This window comes from Blautia argi, assembly GCF_003287895.1.
Lineage (GTDB): Bacteria > Bacillota > Clostridia > Lachnospirales > Lachnospiraceae > Blautia > Blautia argi.
Map to the genome: position 1 here is coordinate 1268489 of NZ_CP030280.1, position 15768 is coordinate 1284256.

At 42.7% G+C, this 15768-nt stretch carries 12 protein-coding genes, 1 other RNA gene and 1 pseudogene; all 14 read left to right on the top strand.

Annotated features, from left to right (window positions below):
• Positions 1 to 68: 68 nt before the first annotated feature.
• Positions 69 to 2241, top strand: a pseudogene (rnr, locus tag DQQ01_RS18095) (ribonuclease R).
• A 4-nt stretch (positions 2242 to 2245) separates the two neighbouring features.
• Positions 2246 to 2716: an SsrA-binding protein SmpB gene (gene smpB / locus DQQ01_RS06265; RefSeq protein ID WP_111919322.1), complete on the top strand. Its 471-nt coding sequence runs from the start codon at positions 2246 to 2248 to the stop codon at positions 2714 to 2716.
• Positions 2717 to 2745: 29 nt separating this feature from the next.
• On the top strand, positions 2746 to 4419 hold the full coding sequence (locus DQQ01_RS06270; RefSeq protein WP_111920850.1) for a M3 family oligoendopeptidase: 1674 nt from the start codon (positions 2746 to 2748) through the stop codon (positions 4417 to 4419).
• A 179-nt stretch (positions 4420 to 4598) separates the two neighbouring features.
• Positions 4599 to 6287 (top strand): peptide ABC transporter substrate-binding protein, encoded by a 1689-nt coding sequence (locus DQQ01_RS06275; protein WP_111919324.1) that lies wholly within the window; start codon positions 4599 to 4601, stop codon positions 6285 to 6287.
• Positions 6288 to 6592: 305 nt separating this feature from the next.
• Positions 6593 to 7453 (top strand): ABC transporter permease, encoded by an 861-nt coding sequence (locus DQQ01_RS06280; protein WP_242980626.1) that lies wholly within the window; start codon positions 6593 to 6595, stop codon positions 7451 to 7453.
• A 4-nt stretch (positions 7454 to 7457) separates the two neighbouring features.
• Positions 7458 to 8456, top strand: coding sequence for an ABC transporter permease (locus tag DQQ01_RS06285; protein WP_111919328.1), 999 nt, complete (start codon positions 7458 to 7460; stop codon positions 8454 to 8456).
• A gap of 7 nt (positions 8457 to 8463) precedes the next feature.
• Positions 8464 to 9459, top strand: coding sequence for an ABC transporter ATP-binding protein (locus tag DQQ01_RS06290; RefSeq protein ID WP_111919330.1), 996 nt, complete (start codon positions 8464 to 8466; stop codon positions 9457 to 9459).
• Between the two features lie 4 nt (positions 9460 to 9463).
• On the top strand, positions 9464 to 10417 hold the full coding sequence (locus DQQ01_RS06295; RefSeq protein ID WP_111919332.1) for an ABC transporter ATP-binding protein: 954 nt from the start codon (positions 9464 to 9466) through the stop codon (positions 10415 to 10417).
• A gap of 235 nt (positions 10418 to 10652) precedes the next feature.
• Positions 10653 to 11002, top strand: a transfer-messenger RNA (tmRNA) gene (ssrA, locus tag DQQ01_RS06300).
• A 124-nt stretch (positions 11003 to 11126) separates the two neighbouring features.
• Positions 11127 to 11807 carry a response regulator transcription factor gene (locus DQQ01_RS06305; RefSeq protein WP_111919334.1) on the top strand — a complete coding sequence of 227 codons (681 nt, stop codon included), beginning with the start codon at positions 11127 to 11129 and terminating at the stop codon, positions 11805 to 11807.
• Positions 11804 to 13291 carry a sensor histidine kinase gene (locus tag DQQ01_RS06310; RefSeq protein ID WP_111919336.1) on the top strand — a complete coding sequence of 496 codons (1488 nt, stop codon included), beginning with the start codon at positions 11804 to 11806 and terminating at the stop codon, positions 13289 to 13291. The genes DQQ01_RS06305 and DQQ01_RS06310 overlap by 4 nt, the downstream gene beginning before the upstream one ends.
• Positions 13292 to 13371: 80 nt before the next feature.
• Positions 13372 to 14064: a uracil-DNA glycosylase gene (locus DQQ01_RS06315; protein WP_111920851.1), complete on the top strand. Its 693-nt coding sequence runs from the start codon at positions 13372 to 13374 to the stop codon at positions 14062 to 14064.
• The gene (locus DQQ01_RS16400; RefSeq protein ID WP_242980630.1) at positions 14061 to 15056 is read left to right on the top strand and encodes an oligosaccharide flippase family protein; all 996 of its coding nucleotides are present in this window, start codon (positions 14061 to 14063) and stop codon (positions 15054 to 15056) included. The genes DQQ01_RS06315 and DQQ01_RS16400 overlap by 4 nt, the downstream gene beginning before the upstream one ends.
• A complete protein-coding gene (locus tag DQQ01_RS16405) occupies positions 15016 to 15579 on the top strand; it encodes a lipid II flippase MurJ (protein WP_242980632.1) in 564 nt (187 codons plus the stop codon). The genes DQQ01_RS16400 and DQQ01_RS16405 overlap by 41 nt, the downstream gene beginning before the upstream one ends.
• Positions 15580 to 15768 lie beyond the last annotated feature (189 nt).

Genomic DNA, 15768 nt, shown 5'->3' on the forward strand with positions numbered 1-15768 from the left:
CAGGAAAAGGAGAAACTTTGAAGAAAAATCAGCAGCTTAAAAAAAGAAAGAAAATTTTATACGAACTGATGTGCTGTAAAGAATATGAACCCATGAGAGCCAGGGATCTGGCAGTGCTTTTGCAGATTCCTTCGGGAAAGAGGGAGGAACTGCACAAAATTCTGGATTTGCTTCTTGCAGAAGGAAAAATCACCATCAGCAAACGCGGAAAATATGAGGCAGTGAGAAATCCTGAGAAAAAGCAGGAGAGAAGTCACGAAAAGAGAGAGAAGGAGCTTAAGGAAAAAGGTTATAAGGGCTATAAAAAGGGACATAGCTATACAGGCACTTTTATCAGCCACCCCAGAGGCTTCGGCTTTGTGGAAATACCGGGAGAAGAGGAGAAACAGGATATTTTTATTCCTGAGGATCAGGTCGGCAGGGCGCTTCATGGAGATACTGTGCAGGTCACGGTGCAGAGAGAGGAAAAAGAAGGCCGCCGTTGCGAGGGAATGATTACCAGAGTTTTGGAACACGGCATTGAAGAAATGGTAGGTACTTATGAGCAGTCTGCCGGCTTTGGTTTGTGGTGCCGGATAATCAGCGGTTTTCCAGAGATATTTTTATACCTCAGGGAAAAGCCATGGACGCGGAAGACGGGGATAAGGTACTGGTTAAGATTAAAGATTACGGACGAGGCGGAAAATCTCCGGAAGGAAAGATAACTGAAATTCTGGGAAAACCGGGAGAAAGGGGTGTGGACGTCCTCTGTGTGGCAAAAAGCTATGACCTGCCAATGGAATTTCCAGAAAAGGTGGCAAATCAGGCAGAGCGTGTAAAGGAAACCTTGAATGAAGGGGATTTTTACGGAAGAGAGGATTTAAGAGATGTGGTGATGGTGACTATTGATGGAGAGGACGCCAAGGATTTGGACGATGCAGTTTCTCTCATAAAGGAAAATGGCATCTATCATCTGGGCGTACACATTGCAGATGTAAGCAACTATGTACAGTACAGCAGTGCTTTGGATAAGGAGGCATTAAAAAGAGGCACCAGTGTTTATCTGGTAGACCGGGTAATTCCCATGTTGCCCAAAAAGCTTTCCAATGGAGTCTGCTCTTTGAATGCAAAAGAGGACAGATTGGCATTGAGCTGTCTTATGGATATCAATGAGAAAGGAAAGATTATTTCTCATCGCATTACAGAATCGGTTATCTGCGTAAATGAAAGAATGACCTACACAGACGTGAAGAAAATTCTTTTAAAAGAGGACGAAGAGGTGCTGGAAAGATATAAAGAACTGGTTTCCTATGTTTCTGGAAATGGGAGAGCTTTCTGTACTGCTTCGCAAACGAAGAAAGAAAAGAGGAGCCATTGACTTTGACTTTCCGGAAAGTAAAATCCGTCTGGACGAAAATGGGAAGCCGGTGGATATTTATCCTTATGAGCAGAATGTGGCAACCCGGCTCATTGAAGACTTTATGCTGGCTGCCAATGAAACCGTGGCTGAAGAATATGCCCTTATGGGGCTGCCTTTTGTGTATCGAACCCATGATACTCCGGATATGGAAAAAATGGAGGGTGTACTGGAGCTGGTACATCAGGCAGGCATAAAAGTGAAAAAAGCAAAACAAGAAATCAGTCCAAAGGAAGTGCAGAAAATCTTAAAAGAGCTGGAGGGCATGGAATGTGAGCCTTTCTTTGCCCGTCTGATTCTGCGTTCCATGAAGCAGGCAAAATATACGACCCAGTGCAGTGGGCATTTTGGTCTTGCAGCAAAATACTACTGCCATTTTACCTCCCCTATCCGCAGATATCCGGATTTGCAGATTCACAGAATTATCAAGGAACATCTGCGGGGCAGAATGACAGAGGCAAAAATCCGCCATTATACAGAAATACTGGAAGAAGTAGCAGGGCAGTCCAGCACCATGGAACGAAGAGCCGAAGAGGTGGAGCGGGAAACCGTAAAAATGAAAAAAGCAGAATTTATGAAACAGCACATTGGTGGAGGTGATGGAAGGAACCATTTCCGGTGTGACGGAGTGGGGACTTTATGTGGAGCTTCCCAATACCGTGGAGGGTCTGGTACATGTGAATTCCATGCGGGACGATTACTATACCTATGACAGAGAACATTACCGGTTTGTGGGCGATATGACCAAAAAGGTCTATGCTATGGGGCAGAAGGTAAGAGTCAGAGTAGAGCAGGCAGATATTGCTGCAAAGACCGTGGATTTCAGTTTGGAAAAGGAGGATTAAGTTCATGGCAAAAGAATCAGGGATTCGTCTGATTGCGAACAACAAAAAAGCATACCATGATTATTTTATTGAAGATACCTATGAGGCAGGAATTGAACTGGCGGGAACAGAGGTAAAATCTCTGCGTATGGGAAAGTGCAGCATTAAGGAGTCTTTTATTCAAATCGAGAGAGGAGAGGTGTTCATCTATGGTATGCACATCAGTCCTTATGAGAGAGGAAATATTTTTAACAAAGACCCTTTAAGAGTGCGGAAACTTTTGCTGCATACCTACGAAATTCGGAAAATAGAGGGAAAAATCAGGGAAAAGGGATATACGTTGGTGCCGTTAAAGGTCTATTTCAAAGGTAGCCTGGTAAAGGTAGAAATGGGCGTGGCAAAAGGGAAAAAGCTCTATGACAAACGGCAGGATATTGCCAAAAAGGACCAGAGAAGAGAAACAGAGAGGGAATTTAAAGTAAAAAACCTGTATTAGAGCAGGGAGAAAAGGAGAAAAGCCATATGATGAAATTCAAAGACATGCCGTATGAAAGAATTGACTTTGTACAGGTAAAGGAACAGCTAAAAGGATTAATGACAGAGCTTTCAGAGGCAAAAAGCGGAGAGGAGCAGTTTGAGATTCACAGAAAGTTTTACAAACTGAACGATCGGGTACAGACCCAGGTTACTCTTTGTTCCATTCGTCATACCATTGATACTACAGATGGATTTTATGAAAAAGAACAGAATTATTATGATGAGCAGGTGCCGGAATATTCCAATCTGTGTGTGGAATACCAGAAGCTGCTGTTTGCATCTCCCTACAGAAAGGTACTGGAAGAAAAAATCGGATCAGTGGCTTTTAAAAACATGGAAATTGCCATGAAAGCAGTATCTGAAGAAGTAATTCCTCTGATGCAGGAGGAAAACGCTCTGGTGACAGAATACGAAAAACTTCTCGCCAGCGCAAAGATTGACTGGGAAGGGGAAATTTTGAATCTGTCCCTTCTGACTCCTTATTTAAAGAGCAAAGACCCGGAAGTGAGAAGAAAAGCTGCCGAGAAGCAGAATGCATTTTTTGACAGTATTGCAGACCAGTTAGACGAGTTGTATGACAAGCTGGTAAAGAATCGGACGGAACAGGCGAAAAAGCTGGGATTTGAAACCTATACGCCTCTGGGCTATCTGCGTATGCAGAGAAACTGTTATGGCAGGAAGGAAATAGAAAATTTAAGACGTCAGGTCAAAGAAGTGTGGGTACCCTTTGCAGAGAGCATCTTTGAAAAGAGAAAAGAGCGTCTGGGACTTGAAACCCTCACCTATACAGATGAGCAGGTGTACGGATCGGAGGGAAATCCCCAGCCGGAAGGAACCCCGGAAGAAATCCTGGCAGCGGGACAGAAAATGTATGAAGAACTCTCCCCGGAAACGAAAGAGTTTTTTGACTTTATGATGGAAAATGAGCTTTTGGACGTATTTGGAAGAAAGACAAAGGCAGTAGGGGGCTATATGACTTATTTGCCGGACTATAAGGCGCCGTTTATTTTTGCCAACTTTAACGGTACCAGCGGAGATGTGGACGTTATGACTCATGAGTGTGGACATGCATTTCAGGGATATCTGGCAGCCGAGGACCCCATTCGGGAACATGCGGATATAGGGATGGAAACAGCAGAAATCCATTCTATGTCAATGGAATTTTTTACAGAACCCTGGTATGGGCTGTTCTTTGGCGAAGAAAAGACAGCAGCTTATACGGATATGCATCTGGAAGACGCTGTGATTTTCGTACCATATGGCTGTATGGTGGACGAATTTCAGCATGAGGTTTATGACCGTCCGGATATGACTCCTATGGAGCGAAAAGAGATGTGGAAAAAGTTGGAGAAAGAATATAAGCCGCACATGGATTATGCAGGCCTGGATTTCTTTGAACGCGGCTGTTTTTGGCAAAAGCAGCATCATATTTACAGTTTCCCACTGTACTATATTGATTATGTCATTGCCCAGCTCTGTGCCTTTGAATATAAGATCTGGATGGATAAAGACCGTCAATCTGCATGGGAAAGCTATTTAAAATTATGCAGGATTTCCGCTTCTGAGTTTCATACTGATTTGTTACAGCAAAGTGGCATAGAGTCTCCCTTTAAGGACGGAGTTATCAGTAAAATTGTGGAAAATCTCAAAAAAATAGCTTAAAAAGTTTCAGGCAGAAAGATATTTGTCTTTGTGAAAAAAACACAAATGCGAGAATTTTGCCAGAAACAGTTGACAAAACTTCATAATTTATTATAATAAAGAAGATTGATTCACAACATTAAGAAAACAAAGCATTAAAGTTTTCGAGATGAAATTCTAACGAGAGGAAGGAAATCAATATGAAGATGAAGAAAGTATTGGCACTGGCGCTTGCCGGAGCAATGGTTCTGTCTTTAGGCGCGTGTGGAGGTTCCGGTAATGCAGACACTGCAAAAGGTACTTCTGATGACGGCACTAAAACAGAAGCAACAGGAACAAGTTATCCGGGAACTCCTGATGACAACATGGTAACTGTAGACTTGAGAGCGGAACCGCCTGAATTAAACTCTATGAAGACAACAGACGTTGCTTCAGGAGATATTCTTCGTGAGGTGATTTCAGGTCTTTACAAGCTGGATGAAAACGATGTTCCACAGCCGGATCTGGCAGAGGATACACAGGTAAGCGAAGATGGACGTACTTATACTTTAAAACTTCGTCAGGATGCAAAGTGGTCTAACGGAGAACCTGTAACAGCAAAAGACTTCGTATATTCCTATCAGATGATCTGTAACCCTGAAACAGCATCTACTTATGCATTTATTGTATATGATAACCTGGTAAATGGTAAAGAAGTATATGATGGAACAAAAGATCCGTCTGAATTGGGTGTAAAGGCAATTGATGATTATACTCTGGAAGTTACCTTCATCAACCCGATTCCATATGCAAAACACTTATTCTCTTTTGCATCTTACTATCCGGTAAACCAGAAAGCATACGAAGAAATCGGTGCTGACAGCTATGCAAAAGACGCAGATAAGATTGTAGTAAACGGTCCTTACACAATTTCCGAATGGGTACATGATGATCACATCACACTGGAAAAGAATCCGGACTACTACAATGCAGATGATATTAAGATTGAAAAAATCAAATATGTCATGATGAAAGATACAAACGCTCGTATGAACGCATTCAAAGGCGGCGAAGTTGACTGTATCGAATTAGACGGAGATCAGGTCAAACAGTTAGAAGCAGAAGGCGTAAAAACAAGCTCTTATGTGGATAATGGAAACTGGTACTTCCAGTACAACACAAAGACAAAAGGTCTTGACAACGCAAAAATCCGCCGTGCTTTAGGTATGGCAATTGACCTGAACAGCTTATGTGAAAACGTTCGTAAAGATGGTTCTGTTCCGGCAACTGGCGTTGTTCCGACAGGAATCAGCGGTGCAAACGATGCAAAATATCGTGATGCAGCGGGCGAATTGGTAGAGTACAACGTAGAAGAAGCAAAGAAGCTTTTCGACGAAGGATTAAAAGAATCTGGATTAAAAGCAAGCGATGTAAAATGGACTCTGCTTATGGACGATACAACAGCGGCTCAGAAAGAAGCAGCGTTCTATCAGGAACAGTGGAAACAGGCTTTAGGTATCCAGGTAGAAATTACACCAATGCCATTTAAAGCTCGTCTGCAGGCAATGCAGGACGGAAACTTTGACATTGTATTTGCAGGCTGGTCACCAGACTACAACGATGCAATGACCTATCTTGACTTATTTACTTCCACAAATGGAAACAACTACGGTAAATATGAAAGTGCAGAATACGACAAACTGATTGCAGATGCTATGAAAGAAGTAGACCCTGCAAAACGTCAGGACTTACTGATTCAGGCAGAAACACTTCTGGTTAAAACAGATGCACCGGTATTCCCGCTGTACTTCAGTGCAAAGGCATATGTTGCGTCTGGAAAACTTCAGGGCATGACTCGTACTGGTTTCCAGGAATTCGACTTCACAGACGGAGCTGAAATCGTAAAATAATGTTGTAACAATACCTGTTATTTGCGATAAGACAGGAGCAGAAAGCAGCCTCTGTCGGTTTATACCGGCAGAGACTTCTTTTGTTTGCTGATGTAAATCGCAAAGTTAAAACTGTAAAGTTATTACACATAAAAGTGCAGGTTTCTAATTTTGCGCTTTACATAAGCAATGGAAAAGAGAAAGAAATAAAAATACAAAGGAGTGAAAAAATTGTCTAATCAATTGAAATACATTCTGAAACGAATCGTATATATTCTGTCATTACAATTTTTCTGTTAATTGCCATCACTTTTACACTGATGCACATGCTGCCGGGTAACCCTTTCTCAGGCGGTAAGGCAATTCCGGAAGCAACTATGGAGGCATTAAATGCCAAATACGGTCTGGACAAGCCGATTATGGAACAGTTCTTCATCTATATCGGAAACGTATTAAGAGGTGACTTGGGTGTATCTGTACCGGACGGACGTCAGATTACCGATATTATTGCCCAGGCATTTCCTGTTTCTCTGGAATTAGGTGTCAGAGCTCTTATTTTTGCCTTTATTATGGGTATTCTTTTGGGGGTTCTGGCTGCTATTAAGAGAGGAACTGTATGGGACAGTGCAGCTATGTTCTTTGCATTAATCGGTGTATCCGTACCTTCCTTTATCATTGGTTCCCTTTTGCAGTATTTTCTGGGACTGAAGTTGTATCAGGCGACCGGTACACAGGTTTTTGCTATTATGGGCTGGAACGGCGCAAATGCAAAAATTTTACCGGCATTCGCTCTTGCTTTTGGTTCCATGGCAACCATCAGCCGTTTGATGAGAACCAGTATGCTGGACGTTTTGGGACAGGATTACATTAAGACAGCAAAAGCAAAAGGCTTAAGTCAGAAAGCCATTATCTGGAAGCATGCAGTAAGAAATGCCATTATGCCGGTTGTTACCGTTATGGGACCTTTGGTTGCCGCTGTTCTTACAGGCGCTTTCGTAGTAGAAAATATTTTCTCTATTCCTGGTATGGGTAAATACTTTGTACAGTCTGTACAGGCTAATAACTACTCTGTTATCGCCGGAACTACCATTTTCTATGGTACCTTTTTAATTCTTGCCAACCTGGTTGTAGACCTGATTTACGGCTTGATTGACCCAAGAGTAAAACTGACTGGTGGAAAGGAGTAGAAAAATGTTCAGTAAGAAAGCAAAGAAAAGTGCAGTAAGAGAAAAGAAGCCTGCATATGACGTAAGCGGACATATCAGTGCAGACGCATTTGAAATAGTAGGTACAGATGAGTCCAGCATGGAATCTATTGTACGTCCTTCCATCAGCTTCGGAAGGGACGCATTTAATCGTATCAAAAAAAGTAAAGTAGCAGTAATCTGTATGATTTTTCTGGGACTTTTGGTCATCGGTGCAATCTTTATTCCGATGTTCAGCCCTTTTAATTATTCCGATCAGAACGTGGCTTATACACATCAGCCTATGTTCTTTAAAGACCCGGTAAGCGGAGCCGTTCATATTTTCGGTACGGACGAACTGGGACGTGACATTTTTGTCCGTATGTGGTGTGGCGCCAGAGTTTCTCTGACCGTAGCCATTGTGGTTGCGCTCATTGATTGTCTGGTAGGTGTTGTTTACGGTGGTATTTCCGGATACTTCGGCGGTATTGTGGACAATATCATGATGCGTATTGTAGAAATCATCAGCGGTATTCCATACCTGATTATCGTTATCCTTCTGATGACTGTATTAGAGAGAGGTATCGGTACCATTATCGTGGCTTATTCCCTCACCGGATGGACCGGTATGGCGCGTCTTGTCCGCGGACAGGTTGTGGCTTTAAATGAACAGGAATTCGTTATTGCTGCAAAATCCATGGGTGCAAAGCCATCCCGCATTATCGGACTGCATCTTGTACCAAATGTATTAAGTGTTATTATTGTCAACATTACACTGGATATTCCAAACGTTATTTTTACAGAAGCGTTCTTATCCATGTTAGGACTTGGTATTGCGCCGCCAAAGGCGTCCTGGGGTATTCTGGCAAACTCCGGTATTGCCGTGTTCCAGAGTTATCCAACAGAACTTGTTATTCCGGCATTGTTTATCTGTATCACTATGTTGTCCTTTAACCTGTTAGGTGACCAGCTCCGTGATGCGTTTGACCCGAAATTAAGGAGGTAAGAAAGCGATGGAAGAAGTTTTAAAAATTGAAAATCTCCATGTTTCCTTCGACAGCTATGCAGGAGAGGTACATGCAGTTCGTGGTGTTACATTAGATGTAAAAGAGGGCGAGGTTCTTGCCATTGTAGGAGAATCCGGCTGCGGAAAGAGTGTTACCGCTCAGACGATTATGAAGTTGAATCCCATGCCGCCTGCAAGAATTAAAGAAGGAAGCATCACTCTTTGCGGAAGAGATATTGTAGCTGCAAGCGAAAAGGAAATGCAGGATATCCGTGGACAGGAAGTCAGCATGATTTTCCAGGATCCTATGACCTGTATGAACCCTACCATGCGTGTGGGTAAACAGCTTACAGAAACTCTGGTAAAGAAGAAAAAAATTAGCAGAGCAGAGGCTGAAAAGGAAGCTGTCCGCCTTTTGAAAATGGTTCAGATTCCAAATGCAGAACAGAGGGCAAAGCAGTATCCTCATGAGTTTTCCGGTGGTATGCGTCAGAGAGCCATGATTGCCATGGCTTTGGCCTGCAATCCAAAGCTTTTGATTGCCGACGAGCCGACTACTGCCCTTGATGTAACTATTCAGGCACAGATTATTCAGCTTATGGGAAAAATCAAGGACGAAACAAAGACAGCTATTATCCTGATTACCCATGATCTGGGCGTAGTGGCAAATCTGGCGGATAAGGTAGCTGTTATGTATGCCGGCAAAGTTGTGGAAAAAGGTACTGCAAGAGATATTTTCTACAAACCGGGACACCCATATACAAAGGCGCTCTTAAAGAGTCTGCCTACTATTGATACAAAGAAGGAAGAACAGCTTGTGTCTATTCCAGGTACTCCTCCGGATTTGTATGCTCCGCCTCAGGGCTGTGGTTTTGCCAGCAGATGTGAGCATTGTATGAAAATCTGTCAGGTAAATCAGCCGCCGGTATTTGAAGTGGGCGAAGGACATACAGCTTCCTGTTGGAGATTACACCCTGATTTCCCGGGAAAGAAGGAGGACTAGGCAGATGGATAAACTGATTACTTTGGATCATGTGTCAAAACATTTCCATGTGGGAAAAAACCAGACACTGGTAGCAGTAAATGATGTAACATTAGATATATACAAAGGTGAAACATTAGGTGTGGTTGGAGAGTCCGGCTGTGGAAAGTCTACATTGGGACGTATGGTTATGGGTATTTACAATACCACCAAGGGAACTATGAAATATAACGGCAAGGTTGTGAGCTTAAAGCACACCAAAGACCGTTATGAATATTCCAGAAAAGCACAGATTATTTTCCAGGATCCGTATGCATCTTTGAATCCCCGTATGACTGTGGGAAGCATTATTGCAGAGGGTATGGAAATTCATAATATGTATGACAAGGAAAAACGTATGCAGCGTGTATACGAGCTTCTGGAAACAGTTGGATTGAACAAAGAGCATGCGAACCGTTTTCCTCATGAGTTTTCCGGCGGACAGCGTCAGCGTATCGGAATCGCCCGTGCTCTGGCAGTAGAACCGGAATTTATTGTGTGTGATGAGCCGATTTCTGCTCTTGATGTATCCATTCAGAGCCAGATTATCAATCTGTTAAAAGATTTGCAGGCAGAACATGGATTTACCTATATGTTCATTGCTCATGACTTAAATATTGTCAAATATATTTCAGATCGTATTGCAGTTATGTATCTGGGAAATCTGGTTGAGTTGGCAGACAGTGATGAAATTTATGCACATACTCTGCACCCATACAGCCAGGCACTTCTGGCATCTGTGCCGATTCCGGATCCGGATAAGGAAGCCCAGAAAGAAGCAAGTGTACTTTCAGGAGATGTGCCAAGCCCGATTAATCCAAAACCAGGCTGTCCGTTTGCAAATCGCTGCAAGCATGCAACAGAGCGATGCAAAACAGAATCTCCAAAGCTTAAAGAGGTTCGTCCGGGACATTTTGTTGCCTGTCATTTGCATAAATAATTTTATATAGGAAAACAAAAGATAAAAAAGACGGCAGAACTGTTTTGCGGGGAAGTCCTGTTTCCCTGAGAAAAGACAGCATTGCCGTCTTTTCCCTGCAATTTTTAAAGAAGCCCTTGACAAAAATGACAGGAGCGTATAAGATAAAGAAAGTTTCCGGATTTCACTGTTTTAGTAAAACCCGGGAAACGTGAAACTCGTTCGTTTGTGCACCATGCAGAACTTATGTGTATAAGGGCTTGTACTGGTTTCGACGGGGGTTTTGAAGTTGAGGAAGCCATCTGCAGACTCCGGGACTGCATACCAACCTGGAAACTAAATATAAACGCAAACGATAACGTAGCGTTAGCTGCCTAATTGCAGCTTGTCAGCCTCAGGTCACCCGCTGCCTGAGAATCTGGCATCGACCTTGCGGGGCACTTCGTTTTCAAAGCTTTGAGAAAATGGAAGATTTTATGAAGCTACTAAGTACAGAAGCCTGTTATTCGGCGTCTGTGTAAGGGAATGTCAAAAGAATAACTGTGATGGGAGATGCCGCAAGGGATAGACTTTCGGACAGGGGTTCGATTCCCCTCAGGTCCATAGAGAAAGGAGTTCGTTCTAAGTGATTAGTGCGAATTCCTTTTTTACTTTATAGGAAACTGATAAATTCACATTTTTGACAAATTTATTTGCTATATTAGATACACAACAAAAGGAGGAGAACAAAATGGAAAAATGCAGAATACTGGTTGTAGATGATGAGAGCAGAATGAGAAAGCTGGTACGGGACTTCCTCGTAAAGCAGAATTTTGAGGTGCTGGAAGCACAGGACGGGGAAGAGGCTCTTGATATATTTTATGCAAACAGGGATATTTCCCTGTTGATTCTGGACGTTATGATGCCCAAGATGGACGGCTGGGAAGTCTGCCGGGCCATTCGGAAGGATTCTAAGGTACCGATTATTATGCTGACAGCCAGAGGGGACGAGAGAGATGAGCTTTTGGGCTTTGAGCTGGGAGTGGACGAATATATTTCCAAGCCTTTCAGTCCCAAAATTCTGGTTGCCAGAGTGGAGGCAATTTTACGGCGTACCAGTTCCATTGGCGTAGATGAGCTTTTAAGCGCCGGAGGAATTGAAATCAACAAAACCGCCCATATTGCTACTATTGATGGGGAACTCATGGAACTGAGCTATAAGGAGTTTGAGCTGCTCAGCTATTTTCTGGAAAATCAGGGCATTGCCCTTTCCAGAGAAAAGATTCTCAATTCGGTTTGGAATTATGATTATTTTGGGGACGCCAGAACCATTGACACCCATGTGAAAAAGCTGAGGAGCAAAATGGGAAAAAAGGGAGAGTATATTAAAACTATCTGGGGTATGGGATATAAATTTGAGGTGTCTGAATGAAAAAATCAATTAAAATCAGACTGGCAGTGACTTATATTGGGATTATGTGTATTTCTCTGGCTGCCATGCTGGCAATGAATTCCCTGTTTCTGGAAAAATATTATGTGGAAAGAAAGAAAGAAAGTTTGAAAAAAGTATATGAGGCATTAAATAATGTAGACGGATATCAATACAGTGCCTTGAATGAAGACAGTGGCTTTAAGAAATATCTGGCAGAGAAAAATTTCCTCTTGATTGTAGTAGACCCCTTTGGAAACCGTTACAGTACCACAAAGGACGAAGGAGAAATGCTGGCATATATGCAGTTTGAAGCTCAGTTCTCCAGAGGACAGCGGGAGATTATGGAGGAAAAAGACAATTATGTAGTGACAAAAATCACAGGTGATGCCAACACCATGGACGTGGTGTGCATGTATGGAACGCTGGATGACAGAAGTAGCTTTATGGTTCGTACGCCTATTCAGAGTATTCGGGACAGCGCACAGATTTCCAATCTTTTTTATCTTTATATCGGACTTGCCACAATTTTGATAAGTTCAATTCTTATCTGGATTATGTCCCGACGTATTACAAAGCCGTTACAGACTCTCAGCAATATTTCCAGGGAAATGGCAGATTTAAATTTTGATGTAAAATATGAAAGTGCGGGACAGGACGAAATCAGCGTTTTAGGGAATAATCTGAATAAACTTTCTGAGGATTTGGAAAAGACCATTTCAGAATTAAAGACAGCTAACAATGAGCTGCAGCAGGATATTGCCAAAAAAGAGGAAATTGATGAAATGCGTAAGGAATTTCTGGCAAATGTGTCTCATGAACTGAAGACCCCGATTGCATTGATTCAGGGATATGCAGAAGGGCTGCAGGAATGCATTAATGACGATGCCCAGAGCCGGGAGTTTTACTGTGACGTTATTATAGACGAGGCGGGAAAAATGAACAACATGGTGAAAAAGCTACTGACTTTAAACCAATTGGAATTCGGCAATGATACCATAACCATGGAACGCTTTGATTTGACAGAGCTGGTCAGAGGCGTGGTGCAGTCTGTGCAGCTTCTGGCAGACCAGAAGGAGGCAAAGCTTCATTTTGCTCTCACAGAACCAGTTTATGTATGGGGAGATGAGTTTAAAATTGAGGAAGTGGTGACCAATTATGTGTCCAATGCCTTAAATCATGTGGATTATGAAAAAAAAATTGAAATTAAGACAGAAATCCGTAATGATGTGGTAAGAATTTCGGTCTTTAATACAGGAGATACTATACCAGAGGCTGATTTGGATAAAGTGTGGGTGAAGTTTTACAAGGTGGACAAGGCCAGAACCAGAGAATATGGCGGCAGTGGCATTGGTCTTTCCATTGTCAAGGCGATTATGGACAGCATGCATCAGAAATGTGGAGTGAAAAACTACAGCAATGGTGTGGAGTTCTGGTTTGAGCTTTCCCTGGCAGAGGGGAAGAAAACAGAATGTCAGAAAATGTAAAAATTGCTGACATAGATTTGCATTTTAAAAAGTATTCTGATAAACTAAAAAGATGTAGAAAAAACAAAGGAGGAATACAGATGCCGCCTTTACAGGGACAATGGCTTGAGGCTTTAAAGCCGGAATTTAAGAAAGCCTATTATAAAGAATTATTTGACAAAGTAGGGCAGGAGTATAAGACAAGAAAAATTTTTCCTGCACCAGATGATATTTTCAATGCCTTTCATTTTACACCGCTGGACCAGGTGAAAGTTGTGATTTTAGGACAGGATCCTTATCACAACGACGGACAGGCACACGGTCTTTGCTTTTCCGTAAAGCCGGAGGTGGATATCCCCCCCTCTCTGGTAAATATTTATCAGGAGCTTCATGAGGACTGTGGGTGTTTTATTCCGGACAATGGATATCTGGAAAAATGGGCGCGCCAGGGTGTGCTGCTTTTAAATACGGTTCTTACGGTTCGCGCCCACCAGGCAAATTCGCATAGAGGGATTGGCTGGGAGGAGTTTACAGATGCTGCTATTCGGGTGTTGAATGAGCAGGACAGACCTATTGTTTTTCTTTTGTGGGGACGTCCGGCACAGATGAAGCGCAGTATGCTCACAAATCCGGCACACCTGATTTTGGAAGCGCCGCACCCCAGTCCTTTGTCAGCCTACAGAGGCTTTTTCGGGTGCAGACATTTCAGCAAAACCAATGAATTTTTAGTCAGCAAAGGCTTAGAACCCATTGACTGGCAAATAGAAAACAGGCAGGGGACAGAGAACAGATGAGCAAAAAGAATGATAATACTTTAGTAAAAAATGCTTCCTTTCTGATGATTGCAGCCCTGATTTCCAAGATTATCGGACTGATTTACAAAAGTCCTCTTTCCAATACCATGGGAAAGGAGAGCTTTGGCTGCTTTCAGTTTGCACAGAATGTATATTTTATTTTATTGATGATAGCTTCTTTCAGCATTCCCCAGGCAGTGTCCAAGATTATGGCAGAGCGTTTGGCATTTAAAAGATATCGAGATGCCCAGAGAATTTTTAAAGGCGCTCTTTTGTATGCAGTCGTAGTAGGAGGGGCGATTTCAATTTTCTGTGTTGCAGGTGCGCCGATTCTGGTGCCGGAGCGTATGTCAAATGCAAGGCTTGCTCTGCAGTTTCTGGCGCCTACCATTTTTCTTTCAGGAATTTTGGGTGTGTTCAGAGGATATTTTCAGGCATATCGAAACATGTTGCCAACCTCTATTTCCCAGATTGTAGAGCAGATAGCTGTTGCGGTGGTAGCGCTCGTTATGGCCAATTTTATGGTACATCACTTTGCTGATGCGCCGGAAGATACACTGCGCAGTTGGAGTGCGGCAGGAGCTACGATTGGTACCGGAGCAGGTGTGTTTACCGCTCTTTTATTTATGGTGTTTGTCTATCAGGTGAACCGGAAGCGGATTCAGAAGAAGATTGCCAGGGATAAAGTGTCTGTAAACGAAAGTTACCGCCATGTAATGAAAATTATTATTTTGATTGTAGCGCCTATTCTGCTCAGCGCATTTTTATACAATGTAAATGGGTATATCAACAGTATGATTTACACCACAGTTTCCGGAGTAAAGGGAATAAAAAATAGTGTGGTGGAAGGGCTTTATGCAGAATGTGGTTTTTTCCTCACCATTATCAATATCCCTCTGACTCTTTCCAGTACAGCGCCTACATCCATGATGCCGGAGGTATCCGGAGCCTATGCAATGGGAAATATTGCTGTGGGTAAAGGAGAAAATTAACAAGGCAACCTGGCTCAGTATGTTTATTTCCATTCCCTGTAGTGTGGGACTTTTTGCTCTGGCAGGTCCGATTACAAGGTTGCTGTTTTCCACAACAGACGGAACCGCAGGGTATTTGATGATGTTGGGTGTTATTACTGTAATTATGAATGGTATGTCCAACATTTCCAATGGCGTGCTGCAGAGTATTGGAAAGGCAAACTTGCCCATGCTTCACGCAGCCATTGCACTGATAGTTGATATTATCACTGTGACGGTGCTGATGTTTGCAACCGATTTCGGTATCTACAATGTGGTAATCGCTATGATTGTCTATGCCCTGGTTATGTGTGTGCTGAATCATCGTGCCATGAAGCGGGAATTGGGGTATAAAAATCCCTGGAGAGATGCATATTTGCCGCCGCTTCTGGCTTCTATTCCTATGGGAATGGTGGCATTTATAGTGTACCGGATGCTGTACGCAGTGCTGAAGTCCAATTTCCTTGCGTTGATTCCAGCCATTGTATTGGCAGCAGGGGTGTAATTTTATGGTATATCTTATAGCGGCAAAGCCAAAAGCGCAGACTTTGGCAGGCTTACCGGGAGGAAGTCATCTGGTAAAGGTCAGCCGAAAGCTGCATTTGATGAAATAGAAGAAAGAAAAAGCTGCTGGGGCATGAAATGATGTATGTTTCATGTCCCAGCAGCTTTTTGTATATAATAGGAAGCTTTG

Bases quoted from the DNA above. Each gene is read 5' to 3' on its own strand.
- DQQ01_RS06270 (WP_111920850.1), top strand. From the start codon at position 2,746: ATGAAATTCAAAGACATGCCGTATGAAAGAATTGACTTTGTACAGGTA.
- DQQ01_RS06290 (WP_111919330.1), top strand. From the start codon at position 8,464: ATGGAAGAAGTTTTAAAAATTGAAAATCTCCATGTTTCCTTCGACAGC.
- DQQ01_RS06285 (WP_111919328.1), top strand. From the start codon at position 7,458: ATGTTCAGTAAGAAAGCAAAGAAAAGTGCAGTAAGAGAAAAGAAGCCT.
- DQQ01_RS16405 (WP_242980632.1), top strand. From the start codon at position 15,016: ATGCAATGGGAAATATTGCTGTGGGTAAAGGAGAAAATTAACAAGGCA.
- DQQ01_RS06305 (WP_111919334.1), top strand. From the start codon at position 11,127: ATGGAAAAATGCAGAATACTGGTTGTAGATGATGAGAGCAGAATGAGA.
- DQQ01_RS06275 (WP_111919324.1), top strand. From the start codon at position 4,599: ATGAAGATGAAGAAAGTATTGGCACTGGCGCTTGCCGGAGCAATGGTT.
- DQQ01_RS16400 (WP_242980630.1), top strand. From the start codon at position 14,061: ATGAGCAAAAAGAATGATAATACTTTAGTAAAAAATGCTTCCTTTCTG.
- DQQ01_RS06280 (WP_242980626.1), top strand. From the start codon at position 6,593: ATGCTGCCGGGTAACCCTTTCTCAGGCGGTAAGGCAATTCCGGAAGCA.
- DQQ01_RS06310 (WP_111919336.1), top strand. From the start codon at position 11,804: ATGAAAAAATCAATTAAAATCAGACTGGCAGTGACTTATATTGGGATT.
- DQQ01_RS06315 (WP_111920851.1), top strand. From the start codon at position 13,372: ATGCCGCCTTTACAGGGACAATGGCTTGAGGCTTTAAAGCCGGAATTT.
- DQQ01_RS06295 (WP_111919332.1), top strand. From the start codon at position 9,464: ATGGATAAACTGATTACTTTGGATCATGTGTCAAAACATTTCCATGTG.
- smpB (WP_111919322.1), top strand. From the start codon at position 2,246: ATGGCAAAAGAATCAGGGATTCGTCTGATTGCGAACAACAAAAAAGCA.